We start from the raw sequence: 20,596 nt of genomic DNA on the forward strand, positions 1-20,596 counted from the left end.
CCACCCGTAGCGTCACCACGAACATCATCACTGTCAGTTGGTGGGGACAGGTTCCGGGGCCGTCTGTGCGGTGGGCTCCTCCGCCGCCTCGCCGCGGCTGTTTGCGGCCCGCAGCGCCACCACCGCCGCCGCGAACAGGAAGAAGCTGCTGACCAGCAGCGCCCGGGAGAACCCCGAGGTGAGCGCCTCGGGCATGGGCGTCCGGTGCGCGACGAGGTGCCCGGTGCGCGATGTCGCGACCGCGGAGAAGATCGCAAGCCCGAGCGCCCCGCCGATCTGCTGCGAAGCGTTGAGCAGCGCCGCGGCGAGCCCGGCGCGCTCCGGCTCCACGTTGGCGTTGGCCGCGGTGGTGATCGACACGAAGGCGAAGCCGAGCCCGATCGAGGTGACCAGCAGCCCGGGCAGCAGGTCGCTCAGGTAGTGGCCGTCCACCGGGATGCGCGACAGCCAGTGGATTCCGCCGCCGGCGAGCAGCAGCCCGACGATCAGCAGCGGCCGCGTCCCGATCCGCGGGATCAGCTGGGACGCCATGCCCGCGGCCACGCCGACGCCCACGCACAGCGGCAGGTAGGCGGAGCCGGTCCTCATCGGCGAGTAGCCCAGGACGTTCTCCATGTACAGGCTGAGGAAGAAGAACATCGACAGGAAGCCGGCCACCGCGACCAACTGGGTGACGTCGGCGGCGCCGAGCCCCTTGATCCGGAAGATCGACAGCGGCAGCAGCGGGTTCTTGTTGCGCTGCTCGTTGATCAGGAACGCGACCAGGATCACCGCGGCGCCCGCCAGGCCGCCGATCGTCCGGTCCTCGGCCCAGCCCACGTCCGGCGCCTTCACCAGGGTGTAGACGAGCAGCAGCACCGCTCCGGTGACCAGCACCGTCCCGAGGATGTCGAAGTTCGCCGAGCGGACGGTGCGCCGGTCGGCCTCGATCAGCAGGTACAGCCCGGCGATCACCAGAACGCAGACCGGGACGTTGACCCACATCACCCAGCGCCAGCCGGGGCCGTCGGTCAGCAGGCCGCCGAGGAGCACGCCGACCGCCGACGCGCCGCCGGCGACACCGCCCCAGACGCTGAGCGCCTTGGTCCGGTCGCCGCCCTCCTTGAACATCGTCGTGAGGATGGACAGCGCCCCGGGGAGCATCAGCGCGGCCCCCGCCCCCTGTGCGAGCCGCGCGCCGACCAGCATGCCCGAGGTGGTGGCGAACCCGCCGACGACCGAGGAGACCGAGAACAGCGCGGTCCCCGCCACCACGACGCGGCGCCGTCCGAGCAGGTCGGCGAGCCGTCCGCCGAGCAGCATGAAGCCGCCGTAGGTGAGCAGGTAGCCGCTCGGCACCCACTGCAGGTCCTGGACGGAGAAGTCCAGGTCGCTGCGGATGGCGGGCAGGGCGACGTTGACGATCGAGCCGTCGATGAAGTCGAGGAACGCGATGGCGCACAGCAAGGTCAGCGTGAGCTTGCCGCGGCCCGTTGCAAGGAAGGACGGTCGGGTGTCCTTGGGTTTCATCGGAGACGTGCCTTCCGGGGAGTGGGTTTCGCTACGTCAGGCCGCGGGGGCCTGCCGGCACGGCGTCCGCCGGTGGCGGGGCCGTCGGAGGGCGCCGGCGTGCACCGGGATCCCCCTTGCGGTTCGGTTTCGCCTGCAAGGAGGGGACCAGGACCGCGGAGTGTGACACTTCGGGCCGCCGATGAGGTCCACGTCATATCTCGGGAATCGATGTGGTACCGGTCACGTACAGGTCGGCCGGACGGTCGCGGGCCGCCCGCGCTTACGGATCGGGGACCACGCGCCGTGTACAACGGAGGTACCCCGAATTCCCTTCGACCGAGGACGAGTCACATGGCACAGCAGAACCCTCTGGGCAGGATCGGCGTGTGGAGCAGCGCCTGGACCACCGCGCAGAGCGGCGACGGCCCCGCGTATTCAGGTGCGCACGACGACGCCGCGGCGGAACTCGACGCCCTGGGTTACGGCACGATCTGGCTCGGCGGCGGCCCGGACGTCGCGTACGCGGCACCGCTGCTCGCCGCCGCGCCCCGGATCGTGGTGGCCACCGGCATCCTCAGCATCTGGGAGCACGGCGCCGAGGAGGTCGCCACCGGGCGGGCGGCGCTCGAACGCGCCCATCCCGGACGGTTCCTGCTCGGGCTCGGGGTGAGCCACGGAGCTCTCGCCAAGGACTACGCGAAGCCGTACTCTGCGATGCGCGAGTATCTGACGGCGCTGGACTCCGCACCGGAGCCGGTGCCGGCAGCCGGACGGGTGCTCGCCGCGCTCGGCCCCAAGATGCTGGAGCTGGCCAGGGACCGGGCGGCGGGAGCGCACCCGTACCTGGTCACCGCGGAGCACACCGCCCGGGCCCGTGACATCCTCGGTCAGGACGCGCTGCTCGCCCCTGAGTTCAAGGTGGTCCTGGACCCGGACCTGGAGCGCGCCCGCGCGACGGCCCGCGCGTATCTGGCCATGTACCTCACGCTGCCCAACTACACCGCGAACTTGCGGCGGCTCGGCTTCACCGAGGACGACCTGCGCGACGGCGGCAGCGACCGGCTGCTGGACGCGGTGTTCGCGCTCGGCGACGCCGAGACGATCGCGGCGCGCGCCCAGGAGTTCCTGGCCGCGGGGGCCGACCACCTGGCGCTCCAGGTCGTCACCGCCGACACACGGACGGACCTCCCCTTGGACGCCTGGCGGCGGCTGGCCGCAGTGCTGCTGTCCTGACGGTGGCGCGTTGCCCGCCGTGGTCGACGCATTCCGCGGCGGGCCGTCCCGCGGTGTCCTTTCGGGGCCCGCGGGGCTACGCGTTCTCGCGGGCGCGGAACGCCGCGACGTTCGCCCGGTTGCCGCAGAGTTCGTAGGAGTGCCACCGCTGCGTGCGGCTGCGGGTGGTGTCGTAGAAGACCGCGCGGCACCCGTCGTTCGCGCAGACCCGGACGCGCTGCCAGGTGCCGTCCCTGAGGATGTCCGCGACGGCGGCCACGATCCCGCCGAGCAGCGGGTCACCGGTCACCTGGGACAGCGCCGGCGTCCCGTCGGCGAAGTCCAGCCGGAAGGTGATGCCCGAGACGTGCGCCGACAGGGCCTCCCATCGCCGCCGCGCCCGATCGGCGTCGGCCGCCTCCACAGCGGCCATCAGGTCGGCGCGCAGTGCCCGGACCCGGTCGAGCCGCTCGGCGGTCAGCTCCCCGGCGTCCGGCAGGCGGTAGCTCTGCAGGATCTCGGCGGCCGCCTGTTGGTCGTCCAGCCGGTCCGGCAGCAGCGGCTCCGCGTGCGGGCGTGAGTTGAGCAGCGCCACCAGCGCCCCCGCCGGGGCGGGAACCCGGGACCGCGTGGTGCCCTCGCCGTCCGTTCCTGCCATGTGTCCGCTCCTGCTCTCGCTCCGGTGCCGTCCCGCCCATCCTACGTCCGTAAGGTTCATGAGGCGAATGACCTTTACGAACAGCCCGACCTCGTGGTGAGATCGTAAGCGTCAAAGAACCTTTGGCGCTTACGACGCTCGACGCTCGGAGGAGCACAGACATGTCCAGGATTCTCATCGTCGTGACCGGCTCTGACCATTGGACGCTGGCGGACGGCACCAAGCACCCCACCGGCTACTGGGCCGAGGAGGTCACCGCCCCCTACGCGGTCCTCCGCGCGGCCAGCCACCAGATCGTCTTCGCCACCCCCGGCGGCGTCGTCCCCACGGTGGACGCGGGCAGCCTGTCGCCCGACGTGAACGGCGGCCAGGAGAACGCCGACCGGATCGCCGCGGAACTTGCCGCCATCAGCGAACTGCGCAGCCCGCTGCGGCTGGAGGACATCGACCCCTCGGACCCGGACGCCTTCGACGCGGTGTTCTACGCCGGCGGCCACGGGCCCATGGAGGACCTGTCCGTCCACGCCGCCTCCGGCCGGTTGCTGAACAGCGTGCTCGCTTCCGGCAGGCCGGTGTCCGTCGTCTGCCACGGCCCCGCCGCGCTGCTCGCCACCGTCGGGGAGGACGGCACCTCCCCCTTCGCCGGATACCGGGCGACCGGGTTCACCAACGCCGAGGAGACCGCGGCCGGCTTCGCCGACCGGGCCAAGTGGCTGCTCCAGGACCGGCTGGTGGAGCTCGGCATCGACTTCCAGGAGGGCGAGGTCTTCGCTCCCTACGTCGTCACCGACCGCAACCTGATCACCGGCCAGAACCCGGCGTCCTCGGCCCCGGTCGCCGAAGCGCTGGTCCGCACGCTGGCGGCCTGAGCCCCACCCCCGCCGGGCGGTCCGGCGCCGTGCCCCACCACGGCCACCGGACCGCCCCGTTCGATCATCGCGGTCGCGGCGGTGCTGTCGGCGAAGGGCTCGCCCCCGGTTCCGGAGAGGCGGCAAGGGAGGCCGCCGCCAGTGTCCCCGCGCGCAGCCGCCGCAGGACCGGCAAGTGGTTCGTGCGGCCTCGCAACACGGCACGTTCCACGTCGGCCCGCACTGCCGAGACGATGTCCTTGATGCCGGTCTTCTGCCGGCATCCGGCATCGATGGTGGCCGGACCGAGCTCCCTGCCGACCGGCCTGCGCGGTATCGCCGAGTTGCGTCCGCCTCCTCACCCGCAGTCAGGGGGTGTGGCAGGACGCGGCCATGTCCAGGAGTTCCTGCAGGCGCAGGCCGCGTGCCGCGTCGATGGGCGAGGCGACCCCGGTGCGGACGGCTTGCGCGAACTCGCGGCGGAGCACCGGCCAGCACTCCTCGTGGTCCAGCTCCGCGGTGTCGTAGACGATCTCCTCGCCGGGGCCGTACAGCTCGATCCGGGTGCGGGCCCGCGACAGCCGGACCGCGCCGGACAGCGACGCCTGGCTGACGGCGCCGTCGGCGTGCTCGCAGGTCAGCTCGATCCAGCGGGTGGAGTCGCCGGTACTCCTGATGGCGGCGATGGGGCCGACGGCCAGGTCCAGCAGGTCCAGCAGGTGCGGGCCCAGGTCGTAGAGGGCTCCCTGGGCCAGCCGCCAGGGCGTGGCGAACTCCCCGCCGAGGAAGCCGCCGTGCAGGTAGCACGAGCGTGCCCCGCTCACCTCGGCGCCCTGCGCCTGCCGGAGGAAGGCCCGGGTCGCGGGGTGGTAGCGCTTGGTCAGGACGAGCTGGGAGACGACCCCGTGTTCGGCCACGGCCTCCGCGACGCGGCGGGCCGAGGCCAGGTCCGCGCCCAGCGGCTTCTCCAGCAGCACGGGTTTGCCCGCCCTGGCCGCGCGGACGGCCAGATCGGCCTGGACCGCCGGGGGGACGGCGAAGGCGATCGCCTCGCTGCGGTCGAGCAGCTCGTCGAAGGAGGCCGCGACGGCGGCGCCGTAGGGCGCCGCCGTCTCTCGGGCGGCCTCCGACCGCCGGGCCCAGACCGCGGTCAGGACGGTCTCGGGCCCAGCGGCCAGCATGCGGGCGTGCATCGTCCTGGCCCAGGGACCCGCGCCCGCCAGGCCGACCCTCAGCGGGGGCGGCGGCGCCTCGGCGGACCCGATCTCCCCCGGTTCGGGGGCGGGTACTGAGGGACGGGCGTCGGACGGGTGGACGTGGGCCACGGGAACTCCGGCATGGGACGGGGAGGGACGGGGAGGGGGTCAGCCGCCGTTGTTGAGGGCGGCCAGCCGCAGGTCGGCCCTGGCGGGCGCGAAGAGGTGCTCGACCACCATGGCGGTCGCCCCGACGAGCGCGGCCTGGTCGCCGAGCCGCGAGGTCACCACGTTGAGGTGGGCGGTGGTGCGGGGCATGGCGCGCTGGTAGAGCAGTTCGCGCACCCCGGTCAGGAAGGGGGTGCCTGCCAGGTCGCCGGCCAGCACGAGCACTCCGGGGTTGAGCAGCGTGACGACGGTGACGAGGACCTCACCGACCCGGCGGCCCGCCTCGCGGGCCAGCCGCACCGCGTCCGGCTGGCCGGCCGCCAGGTGTTCGCGCACGTCGGATCCCGACGTGGTGGGGATCCCCGCCGCGGCCAGCTGTTCGGCGATCGCCCGCCCGCTGGCCACGGCGGCGAGGCAGCCGTAGGAACCACACATGCACAGCGCCTCGGTCCTGTCGTGCAGGCGGATGTGCCCGATGTCGCCGGCCCCGCCGTCGATGCCGCGGTAGGGACCGCCGTCGACGACGACGCCCGCCCCGATACCGGTCGAGACCTTGACCAGCACGAAGGCCGAGCAGTCGGGGTAGAAGCGTCGCTGCTCCGCGTACGCCATCAGGTTGGCGTCGTTGTCGACCAGGACGGGCACCGGCGGCCCCATCGGGTCGACATGGCGGGCGTAGGCCTCCTGCACGCGGCTCGGAACGGGGTACTCGTCCCAGCCCGGCATGATCGGCGGCTGGACGACCTGGCCGATCGCCCAGTCCACAGGACCGGGTACGGACAGCCCGATCCCGCACACCCGGGAGGCCTTGACGCCGGCCTTCTCCAGGAGCGCGGGGAACCAGCCCGCGACCGTGTCGAGAACCTGGTCCGGGCCGTCGGCGATCAGCAGCTGCTCGGTGTGCTCCGCCAGGACGGCGCCGTCCAGGTCGAGCACGGCGGCCCGGCTGTGCCGGGTCTCCAGGTCCACGGCGATCACCACGGCGTGCGAGGTGTCGAACTCCAGCCGGGTGGAGGGCCGTCCGCCGGTGGATGCGCCCGCCGCGGTGTCCCGCAGCCAGCCGGCTCCGAAGAGCTGGTCGAGCCGGCTGCTGATGGTGGAGCGGGAGAGCCCGGTCGCGTGCTGGAGCTCGCCTCGGGTGGTGGCCTGCCCGCTGCGGATCAGCCGCAGCAGATGGCCCGCGCTCGCCTGGTTGGCCGGCATGGTCGTGTGCACTCCCGCTCTCATGGGTCAGCTCTTGTCGGCGCCGCTGGTCAGACCTTCGGTCAGCAGTCTTTCCGCAGCGTAGAACAGCACGATGATGGGGATCGTCAGGACCACGGAACCGGCCATCAGCACGGTCTTGGGGACTTCGATGCCGTTGGAGAGCTGCTGCAGGCCCAGCGAGACGGTCCACTTGTCCGGATCGGCGGCGAGGAAGAGCAGCGCGAAGAGGAACTCGTTCCAGGCGATCATGAAGACGTACAGCCCGGTGGCCATCAGCGACGGCATCGCGAGCGGGAGGACCACCCTGCGTACGGTCTGCCAGCGGGAGGCGCCGTCGAGGGCGGCCGCCTCCTCGATGCTCACCGGGATGGTGATGAAGTAGTTCTTCAGCATGTAGATCGCCACCGGCACGGTCTGGGCCACGTAGACGATGGCCAGGCCGGCGAGGTTCCCCGACAGCCCGAGCTTGGCGAACATCACGAACAGCGGGACCGCGAGCAGGGTGGAGGGGAAGAGGTAGACCGCCAGGAACAGCGCACTCACCTGGCGGCCGCCGAAGAACCTCAGCCGGCTGATCGCGTAGGCACCCGGCACCGAGGCGGCGAGGGTCAGGACGACCGTCCCCAGCGACACGAGCGCCGAGTTGAACATCATCCGCAGGAAGCCCTGGCCGCCGTCGGCGCTGGACTTCAGGACGGTCCGGTAGGTGTCGAGGGTGAAGTCCTTGCCGGAGACCCACAGCGATCCCGGGTCGAGCAGCAGGGAGTCGATCGGCTTCACCGAGAGCAGCAGCATGTAGTAGAAGGGCAGGATCGTGATCACTGCCAGGAAGGCGATGGTGACCCACCGCAGCACGCCGAACAGGCGCTCCTCGAACTGTGTGCGGGTCATCACGCCTCCTCCTGCACCTTCTTGGCGAAGAACTTGAAGTAGATGCCGAGCAGGACCATCAGCACGACGGCCAGGACGAGGGCCTGCGCGGCGGCGGCGCCGACATCGAAGTTGGCGGTGAGGAAGTCGTACACCCGCACGGCGACGACGTCGGTGCCCGAGCCGCCACCGGTCAGCAGGTAGACGTCGTCGAACTTGTTGAAGGTCAGGATGAAGCGCAGGACGCTGAGCAGGGCGATGACGGGCATCAGCTGCGGCAGCAGGATGTAGCGGAACCGCTGGGTGGGGGTGGCTCCGTCGACCCTGGCGGCCTCCTCAAGACCGTCGGGTACGGCCTGGAGCCTGGCCAGCAGGAAGAGGAAGGCGAACGGGAAGTAGCGCCAGGTCTCGAAGGCGATGACCGTCAGCAGCGCGAGCGGCAGCCCGAAGTGGAAGCCGAACAGGTCGACCTGGTAGTCGCGGGTGGACAGGAAGGCGATGGGGTTGTCCCAGCCGAACAGCTTGCCGCCCCACTGGTTGACGATGCCGTACTGCGGGCTGAGAGCGACCTGCCAGACGAAGGCGACCGCGACGACGGGTGCCACGTACGGCAGCAGCATGCTGCTGCGCAGCAGCCCGCGTCCGCGGAACGGCTTGCGCAGGGCGAGCGCGGCTATCAGGCCGAGCAGCACGGAGCCCGCGGTGCCGCCGACGGTGTAGGCGAGGGTGGTGAACAGGCTCGGCCAGAAGCCGGGGGAGGTGAAGACCTGCGTGAAGTTGTGCAGGGACCAGTTGCCGAACACCCCCATGCCCTGGATGTCGACCAGCTTGGCGTGCTGGAACGCCAGCAGGATCGTCCAGAGGATCGGGATGATCACCACGACCAGGACCACCACCAGGGTGGGGGTCACGAAGGCCAGTCCCGCGCGGTTCTCCCGCTGGGCAGTGGTGAGTTGGCGGCGCTTCTTCGCGCCGGGCTGTGCGCTCATGTGTCTTCCTGACGGGGACGGCCTGCGCGTGGGCGGCCGAAGGGCGGTCGGGGCCGACGGCCCGCTACTGGAGGGACTTCTGAAGTGCGGCGACATCGGAGTCGGACTCGGCGGCGGCCTTCTTCGGTGAGATCTGGCCGCCGGTCATCGCGCTGATCGCCTTCGGTACGGGGAGCTGGCCGTTGGTGGCGCCGACCAGGGCGCCCTGGCCCTGCTTGAACCCCCACCGCTGCATGTTGCCGACACCCGCGAGGAGCTGGTCAAGCAGCGCCTTGGGGTAGACCTCGTCCAGGGGCTTGCGGGTGTCCACGCCGATCTCGCTGTGCCGCCACGCGTCGAGGTACCTGTCCGGGTCCGCGGGGGTGCCGTGGCGCACCGGGATCTGGCCTTCGGGGGCCATGCCCAGCCAGTCCTCGAAGCCGGCGTCCATCATGTAGCCGATGAAGCGTTTGGAGGCCGCGGTCTCACCCGTCTTGGTCACCACCCAGGAGGCCACCTCGCCGAACTGGGCCGGCTTGGCGCCGTCCGCACCGGCCATCGCCGTGACGACACCGCTGTTGTCGGAAAGGAACTGCTTGTCGCTCTTGCACTGCGGGCAGCTCGGCAGGGCGTCGTTCCGCAGTCCGGCCAGCTCGTCCAGCAGGAAGGTCGACCAGAGCACCATGCCGGACTTGCCGGCGAAGTAGGTGGCGCGGGTGGAGTCGACGGTCTGGGTCCCCGGGGAGCCGTAGGTCCTGCCGAGCTTGTCGTACACGGCGAAGGCCGTCCGGCAGGCCGTAGAGTCGAGGGTCACCTTGCCCTGGTCGTCGACCAGTTGGCAGTTGTTGGCCAGCGCGATGTCCTCGAAGCTCTGCTGGGTGAAGGCGTCGCTGGGGTCGGTGGCGACGGATATCCCGTCCTGGCCGGGTGTGTTCAGCTTGTCCGCCGCGGCGAGCAGCTTGCTGTACGTGTCCGGCACCGGCAGCCCGGCCTTGGCGAGCAGGTCCTTGCGGTAGACCAGCAGCTGGAGCCACGCGTCGGCGGGGACCGCGAGCTGCCGGGTGCCGTCACTGGTCAGCCGCAGCGCGTTGGCGTCGAAGGTCTTCGCGTCGAGGCTCCGTACGATCTCGCCGCTGACCTTCGTGTCGAGCAGCCCGTTGGTGTACATCTGCCAGACCTGCCCGATGGGCACGCCGCCGATGACGTCGGGCAGCGTGCCGGCCGCGGCGGCGGACATGATCAGCTGCGGAAGCTGGTTCTCGTCCACTCCGACCAGCTTGACCTTGATCCCGGTCTCCTTCTGGAACCGGTCGACGATCTTCTTCGACGCGGCCATCTGCGGTGGGAGGTTCGCCTGTGACCACACCGTGATGTGGTTGTCCGGCGCGGCCGGGCCGGTTCGACTCGCGCAGCCGGCGAGTACGCCGACGCACAGAGCCAATGCCAGCCCACCCGCCGCGGTCCTCGATGACCGACGGTTCCACTTACGCATGCCGTGTCCTCACGCTACTTACGCTGGATGTTCAGGCATCACAGCACTACTTTTGCGTATTGACAAGACATAAGTGTGAGATATCTTCGACCTAAGTCGGGGCGGTACGCCCCTCCCGGCCGCCCACACAGCCAACTTTCCGGAGTCCCACGTGGAACGCGTCGTCCAGTTCACCGGCCCGCGCCAGGTCGAAGTCGCCGAGCACGGCACTGCCCCTCTGCCCCCCGGGCACCTCCGGGTCCGTACCCGGTTCTCCGGGGTCTCCGCGGGCACCGAACTCACCGCGTACCGGGGCACCAACCCGTACCTGACCCGCACGTGGGACGCCGGGGCGCGCATCTTCCGCGAGGGCGCGGCAGGCATCGAGTACCCGGTCGCCGGCTGGGGCTACTCGGAGGTCGGTGAGGTGACGGAGGTCTCCCCCGAACTCGCCGGGACTCCGGGCCTGCCAAACGTCGGGGAACTGGTCTGGGGTATCTGGGGGCACCGCAGCGAGGGCATCGTCCCCGTCGAGCGGATGATCGGCCACAGCCTGCCGGCCGGACTCGCACCGCTGGCCGCCACCTTCGCCCGGGTCGGCGCCATCGCCTACAACGCGGTGCTCGCCTCGGACATCCACGTGGGCGAGGACGTCGCCGTCTTCGGCCAGGGCGTCATCGGCCTGCTCACCACCCGCCTCGCCCAGCTCAACGGCGGCCGGGTCACCGCGGTCGACGCGCTCGACGTACGCCTCGCCACCGCCCGTAGCTACGGGGCGTCCGCCACCCTCAACGCCGTGGCCGGCGGGGTCGCGGAAGCGATCAGGAACGCCACCGAGGGCCGCGGCGCCGACGTCGCCATCGAGATCAGCGGCGTCTACCCCGCGCTCCACGAGGCGCTCCGCTCGGTCACCGTCGGCGGCCGGGTCGTCGCCTCCGGCTTCTACCAGGGCGACGGGGTCGGGCTGCGGCTCGGCGACGAGTTCCACCACAACCGCGTCCAACTGATCTGCTCGCAGATAGGCGGGGTGCCCCCGCAGCTGGCCGGACGCTGGACCGTCGAACGGCTCCAGCGCACCTTCCTCACCCTGGTCGCCGAGGGACTGGTCGATGTGACGTCCCTGGTGAGTCACGTCGTCCCCGCCACTGACGCGTCCGACGCCTACGTACTGCTGGACGAGCGTCCCTCCGACGCCCTCCAGGTCGTTCTGGAATTCTGAAAGGCCGCTGATCCCTGATGCTCAAGACCGCCTGCCAGGAGCAGCTGCTGCCCGGAGACAGCCTCCAGGAGAAGTGGGAGTTCGCACAGAACGCCGGCTTCGACGGCATCGAGCTGCGCGCCAAGGGCGACCTGCACTTCGAGGGCCGGCTGCCCGAACTGCGGACCGCCGCCGCGGACGGCGTCGTCATGCCGACCGTCTGCGTGGACATGCTGCACTTCTTCGGCGCTTTCGACGCCGGCCTGCGCCGCGACGCCATCGACCAGATGAAGTCCCAGCTCACGGTGATCGCTGAGCTGGGCGGACTCGGCGCGCAGACCCCGGCCTCGTACGGGATGTTCTCCCGCCGCCTGCCCCCCTTCGAACCGCCGCGCGGCGAGGAGGAGGAGCGCACCGTCCTGCTCGAAGGGCTCACCGAACTCGGCGAGCACGCCCGCGCCCAGGGCGTCGCCCTCTTCCTCGAACCGCTCAACCGGTACGAGGACCACATGGTCAACCGGCTCGGGCAGGCCGTGGACCTGATCGGCGAGGTCGGCCTTGACTCGGTGAAGATCGGCATCGACAGCTACCACATGAACATCGAGGAGGCCGATCCCGCGGCCGCGATCCTCGCCGCCGCGCCCTACATCGGCCACGCGCAGGTCAGCGACTCCAACCGGTTCCAGCCCGGCGCGGGACACCTGGACTGGCCGGCCTGGCTCGGCGCCCTGCACGCCATCGGATACGACGGCTACCTCGCCGCCGAGTGCCGGCTGACCGGCGACCCGGTCGCCGCCGTCCGCTCCATCCCCGGCTTCCTGCGCAGGTCGGGCGCGTGACGACGAGCACCCTGGACTCCCCGATGACACCGCGGGCCGCCCAGTCGGACACCGCGCGTCGCCGGTTGCGCGACGCCGCGGTCCGCGTGCTGCTCACCAACTGGACCGGCGGCTCGACCGTCCCCTCGGCGAGCCTCTACCCGCACCAGTGGAGCTGGGACTCCGCGTTCGTCGCCATCGGGCTGCGCCACCTCTCGCCGCGCAGGGCGCAGCGGGAACTGGAGACCCTCTTCGGCGCGCAGTGGGACGACGGCCGGGTGCCGCACATCGTCTTCAATGCCGCGATACCGCTCGACGCCTACTTCCCGAGCCCGGACTTCTGGCGGTCCGGCGCGGCGGGGCGGGCGGCCGGCGCGCCGCGCGGCATCGAGACCTCGGGGCTGGTACAACCCCCCGTGCACGCGATGGCCGCCTGGCTCGTCCACGAGTCCGACCCGGAGACCTCCGCCCGCCGGGGATTCCTGCGCCGGCTGTATCCGCGGCTGACCGCGTGGCACGACTACCTGGCGACCCACCGCGACCTCGCGGGGCACGGCCTGGCCGGCGTGGTGCACCCGTGGGAGCCGGGCATGGACAACAGCCCGTGCTGGGATGGCCCGTTGTCCCGGATCGACCCCGCTCCGGCCTCGTCGTTCCGGCGCGCGGACCTCGCCCACGGGGCCGCGGCGGACCGGCCCACGGACCTCGACTACGGGCGCTACGTGCGCCTCGCCGCCGGCTACCGCGACCGCGCCTACCGGGACGGCGGCGCCCCGCATCCCTTCGCCGTCGAGGACCCCGGCTTCAACGCCCTCTACATCGTCTCCGAGCACGCCCTCGCCTCCATCGCCGAGGCGCTCGGCAAGGACCCCCTCCCGCACCGCGCCCGGGCCCGTGCCCTCACCGACGCCCTGGTGGAGCGGCTGTGGGAGCCGGAGGCCGGGATGTTCCTCAGCCGCGACCTCCGGGCCGGGGCGCTGATCGCCGAGCGCAGCGTCAGCGGACTGCTGCCCCTGCTCGTGCCGGAGCTGCCGCAAGCGCTCGTCGAGGCGCTGCTGCACACCGTCACCGGGGAGCACTTCGGCCTCGGCTCGACCACCGCGCTCGTGCCCAGCTACGACCTGCGCGGCCTCGCGTTCGACTCGTCGCGCTACTGGCGCGGCCCCGCCTGGTTCAACGTGAACTGGGCGATCGAGCGCGGTCTGCGCCAGTACGGGGCGGTACGCCTCGCCGACGCGCTGCGGCAGGCGGTCCTCGCCTCGGGCGGCGCATCCGGCTTCGCGGAGTACGTCGACCCGCGCACCGGCCGGGCCCGCGGCATGACCGACTTCAGCTGGACGGCGGCGGCCGTCCTGGATCTGCTGGCCACCGCGCCGGAGGGAACACCATGAAGCAAGAAGGCCGGCTGCTCGTCCACGCCGGTACGTTCGCGGTTCTCGGACCCGGCGGCGACGTGCACGGCAGGGGTGGCAGCACCCCGGACGGCCTGTTCGTCCGCGACGCCAGGCACCTGAGCCGGTGGCGTCTGACCGTCGACGGCGCCGAACCCACCGTGCTGGTCGCCGCGGCGCAGGACGGCGGCGTGATCGTGGTGACCCCCGCGGGGACCCGGGACGAGCCGCCCGGCTGCACGCTCTTCCGCCGGCAGGCGCTGCGCGAGGGGCGGCTGACCGAGGCGATCACGGTCGTCAGCAACGTGGCCCGTCCCACCCGGGTGGCGATCGCCTTCCACGCCGACGCCGACTTCGCCGACCAGTTCGAACTGCGCTCGGACCACCGCGTCTACGACAAGCCCGGTGCCGTCCGTACGGCGGGCAGCGTCCCGGAAGGTGTCGTCTTCGACTACCGGCGGGACGCCTGGCACTCCTCCACCACGATCGCCGCGCGACCTGCGCCCGTGGTGACCCAGCCGCGTCCGGAGCGCAGCGAGCGCGTACTGACCTGGCACCTCGACCTCCCCGCCCACGGCAGCGCCGAACTGACCGTCACGGTCGCCGGCCTGGCGCACGGGGCCCGGCGGTCCGGCGGCGCGCTCCCCGACGACCCGGCCGCCGTGGAAGAGCACGTCACCCGCGAGAGGTGTGAATTCACCCGCGACGGCGTCCCCGCCGGCCCCGGAGTGACAGTGGGCGACGGCTCGGACCTGGCCCGCGCCTGCGCGCGCGGGCTGGACGACCTGGCCCGGCTGCTCGTCCCCGCCACCGGACCCGACGGGGAGGAGGTCCACGTCCCCGGCGCCGGAGTGCCCTGGTTCCTCACCCTGTTCGGCCGGGACTCCCTGCTTACGTCGTACTTCGCGCTCCCCTACCGGCCGGGGCTCGCCCACGACACGCTGCGCGCACTGGCCGCCACCCAGGCCGTGGACCACGACCCCGCACGCGGTGCCGAGCCCGGGAAGATCGTCCACGAGATCCGGCACGGTGAGCTCGCGCACTTCGGCCAGGTGCCCTACGGCCGCTACTACGGCTCGGTCGACAGCACCCCCCTCTTCCTGGTCCTGCTGCACGCCCACGCGGAGCGGACCGGCGACCCCGCGCTGGCCCGACGCCTGGAAGCGCACGCCCGCGCCGCCGTGAACTGGATGTTTTGCCACGGCGGGCTGGACGCGCACGGCTACCTCGTCTACGAGGCCGACCGGGGCGGACTGCTCAACCAGAACTGGAAGGACTCGGCCGGCGCGGTCTGCTTCCGCGACGGCACCCAGGCCGCCGGCGCCATCGCCGTCTCCGAGGTGCAGGGTTACGCTTACGACGCGCTCCGCAGGACCGCCGGCCTCGCCCGCGACGTCTGGCACGACCTCGCCTGGGCACGCCGGCTCGAAGGTGCCGCCGAGGCGTTGCGGGACCGGTTCCGCGCGGACTTCTGGATGCCGGACGCGGACTTCCCTGCCCTCGCCCTGGACGGTGACGGCCGCCGGGTCGACGTGCTCGCCTCGGACGCCGGGCACCTGCTGTGGTCGGGCCTGCTCGACCCCGAGGACGCCGCAGCGGTGGGGCGGCGGCTGCTCGAGTCCGACTTCTTCTCCGGCTGGGGCATCAGGACCCTCGCCTCCGGCCAGCCGCCGTACCACCCGCTGTCGTACCACCGGGGCAGCATCTGGCCGCACGACAACGCGCTCATCGTTCTCGGACTGGCCGCGAACGGCCTGCACGAGGCGGCCGCGACGGTCACCGCCGGACTGCTCGACGCCGCGGCCGCCTCGGACCACCGCCTGCCCGAAGTCATCTCCGGCTACCCCCGCGAGGGCACCCAGGGCGCCGTCCCCTACCCCCACGCCAACTCCCCCCAGGCCTGGGCGGCCGCCACCCCCCTCGCCCTCCTCACCGCCACAATACCGCCGAAGGCTCAGCGGGGGCAGGGGCGGGGCGTTCGCCGCCCTTAGACCGTGTCCTGTGCGGCGATGGGTCCGCTGTTCGTACGACACCTCGTTCGGACCACGAGGTCAAAGATCAAGCTGGCGCAGGCCGAAGCATGTGCGCAGGTGGCGGGCCGCCTGCGTGGTGGCGGTGGTCGCGGCGTCCACCACGCCGGCCATGGCGAAGAAGCCGTGCACCATGCCCGGGTAGCGGGTGAGTTCCACCGGCACCCCGGCCGCCGCGAGTCGGCGGGCGTACGCCTCGCCCTGGTCGCGCAGCGGATCGTATTCCGCGGTGATGACCAGAGCCGGCGGCAGCCCGCCCAGGTCATCCGCCCGCAGCGGGGACGCCAGCGGGTCGGCGGCGTCCGCAGGGTTCGCGAGGTAGTGGCGGGTGTACCAGGCCACCGAGTGGAGGTTGAACAGCCATGGGTCGGCGTTGTCGCGCATCGACGCGTCGTCGGCCAGCTGGTCGGTGTTGGGGTACACCAGCAGCTGGCCGACCAGTTGGACGGCGGCGTCGCCACGGGCCAGCAGCGTCACCGCCGCCGCCAGGTTGCCGCCCGCGCTGTCGCCGCCGACCGCGATCCGCCCGGGGTCCGCGCCGATCTCCGCCGCGTGCGCGGCGACCCAGCGCAGGGCCGTATGGCAGTCGTGAACGGCCGCCGGGAAAGGGTGTTCCGGCGCGAGGCGGTACCCGACGGTCGCGACCAGGCAGCCGGCCTCCGCGGCCAGCGTCCGGCACAGGATGTCGGCGGTGTCGATGCTGCCGAGCGTCCACCCGCCGCCGAAGTAGTAGAGCAGCAAGGGGAGTTGCCGCTCCGCGCGCGGCCGGTACACCCGCAGCGCCAACTCCCCGCCGGGCCCGGGAATCACCCGGTCGGCGACGTCGTACAGCTGTCGCGCGCCGCCCCCGGCCGCCCGTATCGCGGCCAGATCAGCGGCCCTGGCCTGCTCGACGGACAGGGTGTACAGCGGCGCCTCACCATCGCGGGCCCGCTGCTCGCGCAGGGCCAGGATCTGGGGGTCGAGCGGCATGTCCATACCTCCGGGATGGGGTGGTCACGGGGCGTGGCCCGGCCAGGTCCACTGATGTGGGGTGACCTGGAATTCCGCGTGGCCGGCGAGGGCGAGGGCGGCGCGGTAGCCGGGTGGGGCGGGGAGCGGGGTGACACGGTAGGCGGCTGCCCAGGCGTTCTCGGGGCGGGGGGCCGCCGGGGGCACGGTGGGCGTCACCGGCACGCGCAAACCCTCGGTGAGCCGGCCCCCATGAGCCTTGACCAGGGCCTCCTTACGTGCCCAGAGGTCGGCGAAGAGGGCGGCGCGGCTCGCGGCGTCCGGGGTCCCGCGGACGGACGCGGCCTCCTCCGGGGAGAAGTAGCGGTGTGCCATCGCGTCGGCGGCCAGGTGGGGAAGCACGCGCTGGACGTCGACGCCCACCGGGCGGGACGCGGTGAGCGCGACCACGGCGAAGTCGCCGGAGTGCGAGAGGTTGACCCGGGCGCCGCACCAGCGTCCGGCCAGCTCGGGTTTGCCGTGCGGCCCGCGTACCCAGCGGATCTCGCGTGCGGGGGCGCCGAGGTGTGCGGCGACGATCAGGCGGAGGGCGCCGTGCGCCACGACGTAGCGGCGCCGGTCGTCCGCAGAGCGGTAGGCGTCCGCACGCGCGCGTTCCCCCGCGTCGAGCAGGGCGAGCAGGCCGCTCAGCACCCGCTCCGCCCGCTGGTCGGGCACCAGCCACACGTCGACCTCGTCCAGGGCGCCGGTCACCGCGGGTCCCCCCGGTCCCGCACCAGCGCTGCCAGCCGGCGTACGCCCTCCCCTATGCGTTCCGGCGCAAGCGCACTGCACGACAGCCGGATCGCCCGCCGCCCTCCGCCGCCGGGCCGCTCGCCGGAGCCGGGACCGTAGAAGAAGCTCATCGGCGTCCACAGCACCCCGTAGTCCCGCCCCGAGCGTTCGAGCATCGCCTCGTCCGCGGTCAGCGGCACGTCGAGCACGGCGAAGAACCCGCCCGCGGGGGCGTTCCAGCGGACTCGCGGGTCGCCCGCGAAGGACGTCGTCAATGCGGCGAGCAGCGTCCGCAGGTTGTGCCGGTAGAAGGCGGTCTTCTCCTTGCCCACCGCCCGCAGGCTGCATCCGGCCTCGACGAGGATGCCGCCGATGACCGCCTGCGCCACCGGTGAGGTGTTCACCGTCAACAGACTCTTGACGGTGGACAGTTCCTCGGCGAGCAGGCTGCGCGTGCCGTCCGCACCGACCACCGTCTGGTCCGCGACCAGGAAGCCGACCCGCGCGCCGGGGAAGCAGGACTTGGCGAACGAACCCAGGTAGAGGACGCGTTGCCCGGTGTCCAGCGCCTTGAGCGTGGGCCGGGGTTGGTCGTCCAGGCCGAACAGCCCGTAGGGATCGTCCTCCAGGATCAGCAGGTCGGCCTCCGCCGCCACATCGAGCAGGCGCCGCCTGGCGGCCACCGGCATCGAGGTGCCCGACGGGTTGGCGAAGCTCGGCACCACGTAGAGCGCGCGCGGCCGGCGTCCTGCGGCCCGTACCGCCGCCGCCACGCGCGCCACGGTCTCCGGGTCGAGCCCGTCCGCCGACTCCGGCACCGGGACGACCTCGACGCCGAGCAGCCGGGCGGCGCCGGTCAGTCCGACGTAGCAGGGCTCGACAGCGAGCACCACGTCACCGGGCCCCGCGCACAGGCCGCGCAGCGCGACGACCAAGGCCTCCTGGCAGCCGCTGGTGACCATGACGGCCCGCTCGGGCACCTCGATGCCCTCGTCCACCACGAGCATCCGGGCGATCAGCGCGCCGAGATGGCCGTTGGTCCTTCCGTACTGGAGGAGCTGGCGCTGCCGCTGCTCCGGGGTGAGGCCGAGCCCTTCGAGATGGGCGAGGTAGCTGTGCAGATACCGGTCCAGGTCGTCGGTGGTGTGAAAGCCGTCGTAAGGGCGGCCCGCCGCAAGCGAGATCGCGTCGGGGAAGCGGGCGGCGACCTCGTTGAGGAAGTTCATCGCCGCCGACTCCGGGTCGGACACCGACGCATGCAGGTCCCCGCGCGCCAACTCCACTGTCATCGCCCCTCCGTTGCCGCTGCCACGGTTGACCGGTCGATCGATGCCAGGTCGGGTCGCCCGGCCAGCGCCATCGTGTGGGCAAGCTCGTCGGTCGCCAGCCCCAGCACCCCGGCGACCCCGTCGGCTCCGCCCGCCGCCAGCCCCCACAGCACCGGGCGGCCCAGCAGGACAGCGCGGGCGCCCAGTGCGAGGGCGGCGAAGGTGTCGGTGCCGCCGCGCACCCCGCCGTCGAGCAGTACCGGGCACGCGCCGCCGACCGCGTCGACCACTTCGGCCAGCGCGCCAAGGCTCGCGGTCGCGCCGTCGAGCTGCCGGCCGCCGTGGTTGGAGACGATGACGGCGTCGGCGCCGTGCCGCACCGCGAGGAGCGCGTCCTCGGCGGTGAGGATGCCCTTGAGCACCAGCGGCAGGTCGCAACGGGACCGCAGCCACGCCAGGTCGGACCAGGTCACCGACGGGTCGACGGCCTCGGCGGCGTGTACGGCCAGCGCGGAACTCCCTGCGGCGGGGCGATGGGCGGCGGCTGTCACGGCCGCGTCGAGGTTGGCGGCGCGGATGCCGGGCCCGAGCGCGAAGCCGTTGCGCGCGTCCCGGTGCCTGCGGCCCAGCCGGGGCGCGTCCACGGTCAGGACGATCGCCCGGCAGCCCGCATCCGCGGCCCGGCGGACCAGCCCGGCCAGCACTTCGCGACTCCGCAGCCAGTACAGCTGGAACCACAGCGGCCCGGCCGCTGCGGCAGCGATGTCCTCCAGGGTACGGCTGGCGTAGATGCTGACCACGAAGAGCGCTCCGGCCGTCCCGGCTCCCCGCGCGGTGGCGACCTCACCGTCCGGGTGCGCCAACCGGTGGTAGGCGGTGGGCGCCACACCCACCGGAGTCGCCAGCCGTGCCCCGAGCAGCTCCGTCCCGGTCTCGCAGCGCGTGACGTCCACCAGTACCCGGGGCCTCAGCACGACCCGCTCGAACGCCCGCCGGTTCGCGGCCACCGTCCGTTCGCTCTCCGCCCCTCCTTCCACGAAGTCCCAGACCACCGCGTCGAGCCGCCGCCGTGCGACCTGCTCATAATCACCCAGCGTCGCGAGCACCCCCGGGGGCGCCTGGTCGGAGGTCGAGCGTACCGGGGGCGTCACCGCTGCTGCCCGACGGCGGTCGCGACGGCGGAATGGGGGTCGGTGACGGTGTCGAAGGCGGCCAGGGACAGGCCGGCGGGGGCGGGGGTGCGGTCGGCCAGCAGGAGGCGGCGCGGCGCGTCGGGGCGGTCGGGCAACCCGCCCAGCTCGGCCACCAGTTCCCACCACACCCCGGTAGCCGGCCGGCCCGGATCCGCGGTACGCACCCGCGCCACCTCGGCGAGCGCCGGGTGCGAGGCGGCGGCAACCGCCGGGCCGAGCAGCGCCGTCACCGGTCCCGGGGCTCCGGCGAGCGCCGGGAGCAGATCGGCGGCGGACCTGGGCCGTACGCTCACCGGGCCGAGCGCGACGGGGCGGCGGCGGTCGCCCGGCGTCGGGGGTCCGAGCAGCAGCGCGACGCCGTACGCCCCGGCGGGCAGCGCGACGGGCCCGGCGGGCGGGTACGGCAGGGCGGGCTGTTCGACGAGCAGCAGCAACGCGCGGGCCAGGCCCGCCCCGGCGGCGTACGCCCGGACCAGGCGCAGGGCGGTGAAGGCGCCGGCCGGGCCCTGGTCGCTGACGGCGAGGGCCAGCGGGCGGCCGGGGCAGACGTGGCTGAGCCAGGTCGCCGTGGCGCGGCCCGGCGTGATGTCGGGGACGGAGTAGGCCAGCACGAGCAGGTCGACGGACTCCCCCGGCGGTACCGCGCGCTGGATCAGCTCCTCGGCCATCTCGCCGTACGACTGGCCGCCGCACCCGAACGCCTGCTCGTCGAGGGCGAGTCCATGGGGTTGCAGCAGGTCGGCCAGGTAGACCCGCAGGCGCTCGGTGTGGACGGGGTCGGCGGACCGGGCCGCGGGGCCGGGGAACGCCAGGCGTACCGCCCGGCGGACTCCCCAGCCCGCGGGCACCTGATCCAAGGCGCGGCCGGGCACGAGAGTACGCATC

Annotated in this window: 18 protein-coding genes; 6 read left to right on the plus strand and 12 right to left on the minus strand. The window is 72.7% G+C overall.

Annotated features, from left to right (window positions below; all coding sequences use genetic code 11):
• Positions 1–33: 33 nt before the first annotated feature.
• Positions 34–1,509 carry an MFS transporter gene (locus tag OG702_RS05670; protein ID WP_327287780.1) on the minus strand — a complete coding sequence of 492 codons (1,476 nt, stop codon included), beginning with the start codon at positions 1,507–1,509 and terminating at the stop codon, positions 34–36.
• 333 nt (positions 1,510–1,842) lie between these two features.
• Here OG702_RS05670 and OG702_RS05675 point away from each other — a divergent pair, with 333 nt between their 5' ends.
• The gene (locus tag OG702_RS05675; protein WP_327287781.1) at positions 1,843–2,724 is read left to right on the plus strand and encodes an LLM class F420-dependent oxidoreductase; all 882 of its coding nucleotides are present in this window, start codon (positions 1,843–1,845) and stop codon (positions 2,722–2,724) included.
• Positions 2,725–2,800: 76 nt separating this feature from the next.
• Here the strand turns inward: OG702_RS05675 and OG702_RS05680 are convergent, their stop codons facing one another.
• Positions 2,801–3,361 carry a CGNR zinc finger domain-containing protein gene (locus OG702_RS05680; RefSeq protein WP_327287782.1) on the minus strand — a complete coding sequence of 187 codons (561 nt, stop codon included), beginning with the start codon at positions 3,359–3,361 and terminating at the stop codon, positions 2,801–2,803.
• 161 nt (positions 3,362–3,522) lie between these two features.
• Between OG702_RS05680 and OG702_RS05685 the strand changes: the two genes are divergently transcribed.
• A complete protein-coding gene (locus OG702_RS05685) occupies positions 3,523–4,230 on the plus strand; it encodes a type 1 glutamine amidotransferase domain-containing protein (protein WP_327287783.1) in 708 nt (235 codons plus the stop codon).
• 347 nt (positions 4,231–4,577) lie between these two features.
• Here OG702_RS05685 and OG702_RS05690 read toward each other — a convergent pair whose 3' ends face one another.
• From OG702_RS05690 to OG702_RS05710, 5 genes are all read right to left on the minus strand, one after another.
• Complete coding sequence (locus tag OG702_RS05690; RefSeq protein WP_327293097.1) at positions 4,578–5,474, minus strand: Gfo/Idh/MocA family protein; 897 nt, start codon at positions 5,472–5,474, stop codon at positions 4,578–4,580.
• Between the two features lie 99 nt (positions 5,475–5,573).
• Entirely contained in the window at positions 5,574–6,776 is a 1,203-nt protein-coding gene (locus tag OG702_RS05695; protein ID WP_327293098.1) for an ROK family transcriptional regulator, read from the minus strand.
• 27 nt (positions 6,777–6,803) lie between these two features.
• Positions 6,804–7,670: a carbohydrate ABC transporter permease gene (locus OG702_RS05700; protein WP_327287784.1), complete on the minus strand. Its 867-nt coding sequence runs from the start codon at positions 7,668–7,670 to the stop codon at positions 6,804–6,806.
• Positions 7,670–8,638 carry a carbohydrate ABC transporter permease gene (locus OG702_RS05705; RefSeq protein WP_327287785.1) on the minus strand — a complete coding sequence of 323 codons (969 nt, stop codon included), beginning with the start codon at positions 8,636–8,638 and terminating at the stop codon, positions 7,670–7,672. The genes OG702_RS05700 and OG702_RS05705 overlap by 1 nt, the downstream gene beginning before the upstream one ends.
• Positions 8,639–8,702: 64 nt before the next feature.
• Complete coding sequence (locus OG702_RS05710) at positions 8,703–10,109, minus strand: ABC transporter substrate-binding protein (RefSeq protein ID WP_327287786.1); 1,407 nt, start codon at positions 10,107–10,109, stop codon at positions 8,703–8,705.
• Between the two features lie 151 nt (positions 10,110–10,260).
• Between OG702_RS05710 and OG702_RS05715 the strand changes: the two genes are divergently transcribed.
• Genes OG702_RS05715 through OG702_RS05730 form a run of 4 tightly spaced genes read left to right on the plus strand, consistent with a single transcriptional unit; the run spans position 10,261 to position 15,486 of the window.
• Positions 10,261–11,307, plus strand: coding sequence for a zinc-dependent alcohol dehydrogenase (locus OG702_RS05715; RefSeq protein WP_327287787.1), 1,047 nt, complete (start codon positions 10,261–10,263; stop codon positions 11,305–11,307).
• A 17-nt stretch (positions 11,308–11,324) separates the two neighbouring features.
• Positions 11,325–12,125 (plus strand): sugar phosphate isomerase/epimerase family protein, encoded by an 801-nt coding sequence (locus OG702_RS05720; RefSeq protein WP_327287788.1) that lies wholly within the window; start codon positions 11,325–11,327, stop codon positions 12,123–12,125.
• 23 nt (positions 12,126–12,148) lie between these two features.
• Positions 12,149–13,495, plus strand: coding sequence for an MGH1-like glycoside hydrolase domain-containing protein (locus OG702_RS05725; RefSeq protein WP_327293099.1), 1,347 nt, complete (start codon positions 12,149–12,151; stop codon positions 13,493–13,495).
• Positions 13,492–15,486 (plus strand): amylo-alpha-1,6-glucosidase, encoded by a 1,995-nt coding sequence (locus OG702_RS05730; protein ID WP_327287789.1) that lies wholly within the window; start codon positions 13,492–13,494, stop codon positions 15,484–15,486. Before OG702_RS05725 ends, OG702_RS05730 begins: the two co-directional genes overlap by 4 nt.
• A gap of 60 nt (positions 15,487–15,546) precedes the next feature.
• Here OG702_RS05730 and OG702_RS05735 read toward each other — a convergent pair whose 3' ends face one another.
• Genes OG702_RS05735 through OG702_RS05755 form a run of 5 tightly spaced genes read right to left on the minus strand, consistent with a single transcriptional unit; the run spans position 15,547 to position 20,595 of the window.
• Positions 15,547–16,497 (minus strand): alpha/beta hydrolase, encoded by a 951-nt coding sequence (locus OG702_RS05735; RefSeq protein WP_327287790.1) that lies wholly within the window; start codon positions 16,495–16,497, stop codon positions 15,547–15,549.
• A gap of 24 nt (positions 16,498–16,521) precedes the next feature.
• Entirely contained in the window at positions 16,522–17,229 is a 708-nt protein-coding gene (locus OG702_RS05740; protein WP_327287791.1) for a 4'-phosphopantetheinyl transferase family protein, read from the minus strand.
• Complete coding sequence (locus OG702_RS05745) at positions 17,226–18,539, minus strand: aminotransferase-like domain-containing protein (protein ID WP_327287792.1); 1,314 nt, start codon at positions 18,537–18,539, stop codon at positions 17,226–17,228. Before OG702_RS05745 ends, OG702_RS05740 begins: the two co-directional genes overlap by 4 nt.
• Entirely contained in the window at positions 18,536–19,669 is a 1,134-nt protein-coding gene (locus OG702_RS05750) for an alpha-hydroxy acid oxidase (protein WP_327287793.1), read from the minus strand. Before OG702_RS05750 ends, OG702_RS05745 begins: the two co-directional genes overlap by 4 nt.
• Positions 19,666–20,595 carry a hypothetical protein gene (locus OG702_RS05755; protein WP_327287794.1) on the minus strand — a complete coding sequence of 310 codons (930 nt, stop codon included), beginning with the start codon at positions 20,593–20,595 and terminating at the stop codon, positions 19,666–19,668. Before OG702_RS05755 ends, OG702_RS05750 begins: the two co-directional genes overlap by 4 nt.
• Between the last annotated feature and the right edge of the window lies 1 nt (position 20,596).

This window comes from Streptomyces sp. NBC_01198 (assembly GCF_036010485.1).
In the GTDB taxonomy this organism is placed as follows: Bacteria; Actinomycetota; Actinomycetes; order Streptomycetales; family Streptomycetaceae; genus Actinacidiphila.